5 protein-coding genes are annotated in these 6,391 nt (G+C 73.4%); 3 read left to right on the forward strand and 2 right to left on the reverse strand.

Features of this window, described 5'->3' with window-relative positions:
* Positions 1-61 precede the first annotated feature (61 nt).
* Complete coding sequence (locus tag HCN52_RS20490; RefSeq protein WP_168089931.1) at positions 62-757, reverse strand: class II aldolase/adducin family protein; 696 nt, start codon at positions 755-757, stop codon at positions 62-64.
* 133 nt (positions 758-890) lie between these two features.
* Positions 891-2,159, reverse strand: coding sequence for a 3-oxo-tetronate kinase (gene otnK, locus HCN52_RS20495; protein ID WP_168089932.1), 1,269 nt, complete (start codon positions 2,157-2,159; stop codon positions 891-893).
* 189 nt (positions 2,160-2,348) lie between these two features.
* Here otnK and HCN52_RS20500 point away from each other — a divergent pair, with 189 nt between their 5' ends.
* From HCN52_RS20500 to HCN52_RS20510, 3 genes are all read left to right on the forward strand, one after another.
* Positions 2,349-3,743, forward strand: coding sequence for a homoserine dehydrogenase (locus HCN52_RS20500; RefSeq protein ID WP_168089933.1), 1,395 nt, complete (start codon positions 2,349-2,351; stop codon positions 3,741-3,743).
* 112 nt (positions 3,744-3,855) lie between these two features.
* Entirely contained in the window at positions 3,856-5,211 is a 1,356-nt protein-coding gene (locus HCN52_RS20505; RefSeq protein ID WP_168089934.1) for a GntP family permease, read from the forward strand.
* Between the two features lie 326 nt (positions 5,212-5,537).
* A partial coding sequence (locus tag HCN52_RS20510) for a DeoR/GlpR family DNA-binding transcription regulator (RefSeq protein WP_168089935.1) occupies positions 5,538-6,391 on the forward strand: 854 nt, incomplete at its 3' end.

Consider the following 6,391-nt stretch of genomic DNA (forward strand, 5'->3'; position numbering starts at 1 on the left):
GTCCCGGCGACCATCGCCGGGACCGGGGTGCACCGGCCGGGAGACCGGCGGCGGGCCGGCGTCAGGCCGGTGCGGGGAGGGTGACCGCGCCGGGGTGGGCATCCCAGTGGCTGCCGTAGCGCTCGGCGAGGTGGCCGGCCTCCGCCGCGGTGAGCAGGCGGGGGTCGCGTCCGCCGAGGAGCAGCAGCAGCCGGCTGGTCTCCTCCAGCTCCACGGCGGCGTCCACCGCGGCCGCCATGTCGGGGCCGCTGGTGACCGGGCCGTGGTTCTGGAGGAGCGCGGCCCGGAACGGGAAGTCCAGCTCGCCGAGACGTTCGGCCTGCGGAACATCGCCGGGCGCGGCGTAGGGGACGAGCGGGGTCTGGCCGACACGCATGACGAAGTAGGGCGTCAGCGGCGGGACGGCACTGCGCTCGGACCACGCCGGCAGGCAGGAGTAGGCGGCGGCGTGCGCGCTGTGGAGGTGCACGACGGCGGTGGCCTCGGGGTCGCGGTGGTACAGCGCGAGATGGAGCGGGAACTCCTTGGACGGCCGCGGCCCGGAGAGGTGCGCGACCGCCAGCGGGGCGGCGACCGGGGCGTCGGCGTCGAGAACGGCGAGGCCGTCCTCGGTGAGGTCGTCGAGCCGCGTGCCGGTGGGGGTGAGGTAGAGCCGGTTCCCGACGCGGACGCTGAGGTTGCCCGAGGAGCCCGGGCTGAGCCCGGCGGCTGTCAGCGCACGTCCGGCCTCGACGAGGTCGGTGCGTGGGTCGCTCATGTGAGGGCTCCTTGGAGGGTGGCCGCCGGGCGGCGGGTCGGTCGCGGTCGGGCGGCGGCGCGCACGGACGCGGCGGGTGGGGGCGGGGGTGGACCGGGGCTCGGGCGGGCGGGGACGCACGGGGCGGCGGGGGTCACCGCAGCTCCTGCCAGCCGGCGGTGAAGATGTCGGGGCGGCCGAAGTTGCCGGACTTCAGCGCCAGGTTGTAGCCGTGGCCGTCGGCGGCGGTGCCGTGGGCCCAGGAGACCCCCGGTGCGAGGCGGGGGCCGAGTTCCAGGCGGGCGATGTCCAGCGCCTGGACGACGCTGCCGGAGGTCTCGCCGCCGGCGACGAGGAACTGGCGCGCGCCCGCGGCGGCGAAGGCGGTGGCGCAGCCGGCCAGCGCCTCCTCGACCAGCTCCCCGGCGGGGCGGCCCCCGGCGGGCGGCGCGGACTCGATGTCGTCGAGGGAGTCGACCGCGTACACCAGCACCGGGGTGGCGGGCTGCGCCGCCCACTGCTCACCGGCCCAGGCGGTGAGGCGCGCGACCTCGGCGGGGAGGTCGGCCCGCAGCGCCGCCAGGTCCAGCTTGCGGGTGGGGAGCCTGTCGCGGGCGTCGGCGATCTGGCCGCGGGTCGCGGACGAGGCGCTGCCGGCCAGCACGGCGCGGTGGCCGCCGGCGATCGGCATGGCGGAGGTGGCGGGGCCGCCGGGCGCCGCGGGCAGGCCCAGCGCGAGGCCGGAGCCGCCGGTGACCAGCGGGTGGTCGGCGGTGGCCTCGGCGATGACGGCGAGGTCGGCCTCGTCCAACGCGTCCACCACGACGTAGGTGCGCGAGTCCGCGCGTCGGTGCTCCGCCAGCGCCGTGCGCAGCGCCTCGGCGCCGGCGCGGACGGTGGCCAGCGGCACGGAGCGCACGGCGTGGGCCGTCTGCGGCGCGAGCAGTTCCACGACGTCGGAGCGGGTCATCGGCGTGAGCGGGTGGTGCCGCATCGAGCTGTCGCTGAGCAGTTGCCGTCCGACGAAGAGGTGCCCCTGGTAGACGGTGCGGCCGGTGGCGGGGAACGCGGGGACGACGACGGCGAGGTCGGTGTCCAGCTCCGCCATGAGGGCGTCGGCGATCGGGCCGATGTTGCCCTCGGGGGTGGAGTCGAAGGTGGAGCAGTACTTGTCGTAGAACCGCTCGGCGCCCAGCCGCCGCAGGGCGCGGAGCGCCGCGACGGAGTCGTCGACGGCGTCGGCGACGGGGGCGGTGCGGGACTTCAGCGCCACGACGACGGCGTCCATCCCCCGCAGCCCGTCGAGCTGCTCCTCGGTGGGAACGCCCAGGGTGACGCTGGTGCGCAGGCCGCGCGCCACCCAGTTGGTGGCGAGGTCGGTGGCCCCGGTGAAGTCGTCGGCGACGCCGCCCCATCTGACCATGTCTGCCACCTTCGTCGTCACTGTCCGCTGTGCGGACTCTGCGTGTCCCTGTAACCGGCGCGCCTCCCAGCCGCGCCGATCTGTGAATTTATGTTACTACAGTTGACGCTCATGTTAAATGACGTTACGTTCCCGCTCCAGAGGCGGGAAACATCCGGGTCACCCCGCCCAGCTCCAGGAGGGCACGCGATGAACGCCCAGCAGGCCGGCGCACAGCCGGTCGACCGCACTGTCACCTACGCGCTGACCGGCGCCTGCGGTGGGTTCGCCCGCACGCTGCTCGCGCAGACGCGACGGATGCCGAACCTGCGCGCGTCCGTGCTGTGCGACCTCGACACCGACGGGGTGCACGCCCTCGCCGCGGACCTCGGCTTCCCCACCGACGAGCTCGTCACCGTCGGTGACAGCGAGGCGCTGACGGCCGCGGTCGCCGCGGGCCGCACCGCCGTCGTCGCCGACAGCGCGCTGCTCGCCGCCGGCGGGTTCGACATCCTGGTCGAGGCCACCGGCAGCCCCGCCGTCGGCTACCGCGCCGCCCGGACCGCGCTGACCGGCGGCCGGCACGTCGCCATGGTGAGCAAGGAGGTCGACTCCGTCTCCGGCGTCGAGCTGGCCTCGATCGCCGCCGAGCACGGCGTCGTGTACACCACCGCCACCGGCGACCAGCCCGCCAACCTCATCCAGTGGTTCGACTGGGCGCGCGGCCTGGGCCTGGAGATCGTCGCGATCGGCAAGTCCGGCGAGTACGACCTGGTCTACGACCCCGAGGCCGCGACCGTCACCCAGCTCGGGGAGACGATCGACGCCCCCGCCCTCGGCGGACTGCTCAAGCTCGGCGACGACGTCCGCACCACCCTGGCGGCCCGCGCCGAGGCCGTCGCGCCGCTCAAGCGCAGCGCCGCCGCCGACTACTGCGAGATGGCTGTCGTCGCCACCTCCACCGGCTTCACCGCCGACGTCGAGGCCATGCACTACCCGGTGGCGCGCGTCGCCGAGCTGGCCGATGTCTACGCGCTGCGCGAGCACGGCGGCGTCTCCACCCGCGAGGGCGTGGTGGACGTCTTCTCCGTACTGCGGCTGCCCGAGGAGGCCAGCTTCGCCGGCGGCGTCTTCGCCGTCGTCCGCACCCACGACCCCGTCACCTGGCAGACGCTGGCCCAGAAGGGACACGTCGTCAGCCGCGACGGGCGCTACGCCTGCCTGTACCTGCCGTACCACCTGATGGGCGTGGAGACCCCCACCACGCTGCTGGACGCGGTACTGCGCGGGGTGCCCGCCGGCTCCCCCTCACCGCGACAGCACGTGGTCCTCGGCGGCCGCACCACCCGCGGCCTGCCCGCCGGCACGGTGCTGACCATGGGCGGCCACCACCACGAGGTCGAGGGCGTCGCCCCCGTCCTGCTGGCCACCGACGACGCCCCGGCCGACGCCGCGCCGCTCTACCTGGCGGCCCACGCCGTCCTCGCGACGGACGTCCCCGCCGGCGAACTGCTGACCATCGGCCACCTCACCGGCCACGACGCCGAACTGCTCGCTGCCTGGCGTGCCGGGCTGGCCCTGCCGCGCGGTGGTGACGGGGCCTGACCGCCTTAGCCCACCTCACCCCCACGCTCCACCCGCCCCACGCCCCCGACCCCTGTTCCTCGCCCCGAGGACCGCCGCGGCTGACGCGGCCAAGGAAACGAAGAGGTTCCCTATGTCCGACGCCTATACGCTCATCGCGTTCGGCGCGGCGATCGCGATACTCGTGCTGCTGATCGCCAAGTTCAAGGTCCACCCCGTCGCCACGCTGTTCATCATCGTCGTCTCGCTCGGCATGGCGCTGGGCATGGGAGGCGAGCGAACCCTCGAACTGGTCACGCAGGGCTTCGGCAACACCCTGGCCAGCGTCGGTCTGCTGATCATCTTCGGCTGCGTCCTCGGCAAGATGCTGGAACTCAGCGGAGCGGCCCACCGGATCACCGAAGCCGCGCTGACGGTGTTCTCCGGCAAGAAGGTCCCCTGGGCCGTCGCGCTGGCGTCGACCGTGATCGGCATCCCGCTGATCGCCGACACCACCGTGATCATGCTGATCCCCGTGGTCTCCATGGTGGCCTTCCAGACCAAGATCTCCATGATGAAGCTCGGCCCGATCCTCTACATCGGCGCCTACGTCATGACCTCGCTGGTGCCGCCCGGCCCGGGGCCGCTCGCCGCTTCCTCGCTCCTGGGTGTCGACCTGGGCGAGGCCATGCTGTGGGGCTCCCTGGTCGCCGTCCCGTCGATCGTCGTGGCCGTGCTGTACCTGCTGACCACCAAGACGCACGTGGACCCGAAGCCCGAGTTCGTCGGCGCGGCCACCGGCGGGGGCGCCATCGGGGGCAACCCCGAGATCGAGGACCGGCCGAAGCCCCCGCTGGGCATGTCGCTGATACCCGTCTTCCTTCCGGTCGTCCTGATCATGCTGAACTCCTACGTCGTCGACATGGTCGGCGCGGAGAACGGCATCGGCAAGACCATCGCCTTCGTCGGCCAGCCCGTCGTCGCGCTCTTCATCGGCTGCCTCGCGGCGCTGCCGCTGTTCGGCCGCCGGTGGGGGCAGAAGGAGACCCTGAACGACCTGTTCGAGTCCGGGCTCCGCCTCGCGGCGATGCCGCTCGCGCTCACCGGTGTCGGCGGCGCGCTGGCGACCATCGTCCGCGACACCGAGGTGGCCAACTCGGTCGCCGACATGATCCGCGACTGGGGCCTGTCGCCCATCATCGTCCCGTTCCTCGTGGCCGCCGCCATCGGGACGATCACCGGCTCCAACATCCTCGGGGTGATGACCGCCGCGGCCATCATGGAGCCCCTGGCCGAGAGCCTGGGACTCTCCGGTCTCGCGCTCTTCCTGGCCTGCGGCACCGGTGCCCAGATCATGAAGCACGCCAACTCCTCCGGCTTCTGGGTCACCACGACGCTGTCCAACATGACGGTGGGCCAGGGCATCAGGTCCATCGGACTCGCCTCCGCCATCTCGGGCACCACCGGATTCGTGATCGTCTACGCGCTGCACGGCTTCGGCCTCATCTGAGGAACTCCGGTCCCCGTCGGCGGTACGACTGTGTCGGCGGGGACCGGACGGCAACACGGCACGACAGCAACACGGCAACACAGCAACACAGCAACACAGCACGAGAGCAACCACGGAGGCGCCGGTCGCGGGGACCGGGCGGGAGCGGGGACCATCCCTTCCGCCCGGTGCCCGCGACCGGCCCCCACCGCGACGGGGGCGCCGGCCCACCCACCGGGTGACGGACGGCACCGCTGCCCGTCGTACGGTGTCGCGGACCGGAACGGCGCAGCGCGGTCGGCGCGCCACCGGTTCGCCGGGACATTCGGACGCAAGGAGGCGTGAACGTGTCGTCGGAGGAGACCCCCGAGACCCCGCTGATCCCCGACCAGCGGCGGGAGTTGCTGATCAGGCTACTGCGCGGGCACGAGGTGCTGAGCGTGCACCAGCTCACCGAGATGCTGGGCGTCTCCCACATGACGGTCCGCCGGGACATCGCCGCTCTGGAGCGGCAGGGACGCGCCGTGTCCGTGCCCGGCGGCGTCCGCATCGCCGGGCAGCTCCACCACGAACCGAGCTTCGTGGACAAGTCGACCATGGACCAGCCGGCGAAGCTCGCGATCGCCGCGCTCGCCGCCGGGCTCCTCCAGGACGACACCACCGTCTATCTCGACGCGGGGACCACCTGCCAGGCCCTGGTGCCGCACCTGGTCCGCCACCAGGGCATGACCGTGGTCACCAACGACTTCACCACCGCCAACGCCCTGATGGGCAACCCGGACGTCGAGGTCATCCACACCGGCGGCCGCATAGAGCACGCCAACCGCTCCACCGTCGGGCGGCTCGCGGCACAGACCCTCGGCCACCTCGCGCTGGACATCGCCTACATCTCCACCAGCTCCTGGGACCTCCAGCACGGGGTGACCACGCCGTCCCCGGCCAAGGTCGAGGTGAAGCAGGCCGCGATGGCCAGCGCCTCCCGCTCGGTGCTGCTCACCGGCAGCGCCAAGTACGGCACCTTCGGCATGTACCGGGTCGCCGGCCTCGACCGGTTCGACTCGGTCGTCACCGACTCCGGCCTCTCACGCACCGCCCGCGAGGCGCTGCGCCGGCAGGGCGTGGAGACCCGCGTCGCCTCCGGTGACCCGGGGCCCGAGGGCGCGGGCGACGGCGGCGACCCGGGCGCGTCCCGGCCGGCGCC

The sequence above is a fragment of the Streptomyces bohaiensis genome, from assembly GCF_012033785.1.
Lineage (GTDB): Bacteria > Actinomycetota > Actinomycetes > Streptomycetales > Streptomycetaceae > Streptomyces > Streptomyces bohaiensis.

Coding starts and splice junctions, on each gene's coding strand:
- HCN52_RS20490 (WP_168089931.1), bottom strand. CDS start 757: ATGAGCGACCCACGCACCGACCTCGTCGAGGCCGGACGTGCGCTGACA.
- otnK (WP_168089932.1), bottom strand. CDS start 2,159: ATGGTCAGATGGGGCGGCGTCGCCGACGACTTCACCGGGGCCACCGAC.
- HCN52_RS20500 (WP_168089933.1), top strand. CDS start 2,349: ATGAACGCCCAGCAGGCCGGCGCACAGCCGGTCGACCGCACTGTCACC.
- HCN52_RS20505 (WP_168089934.1), top strand. CDS start 3,856: ATGTCCGACGCCTATACGCTCATCGCGTTCGGCGCGGCGATCGCGATA.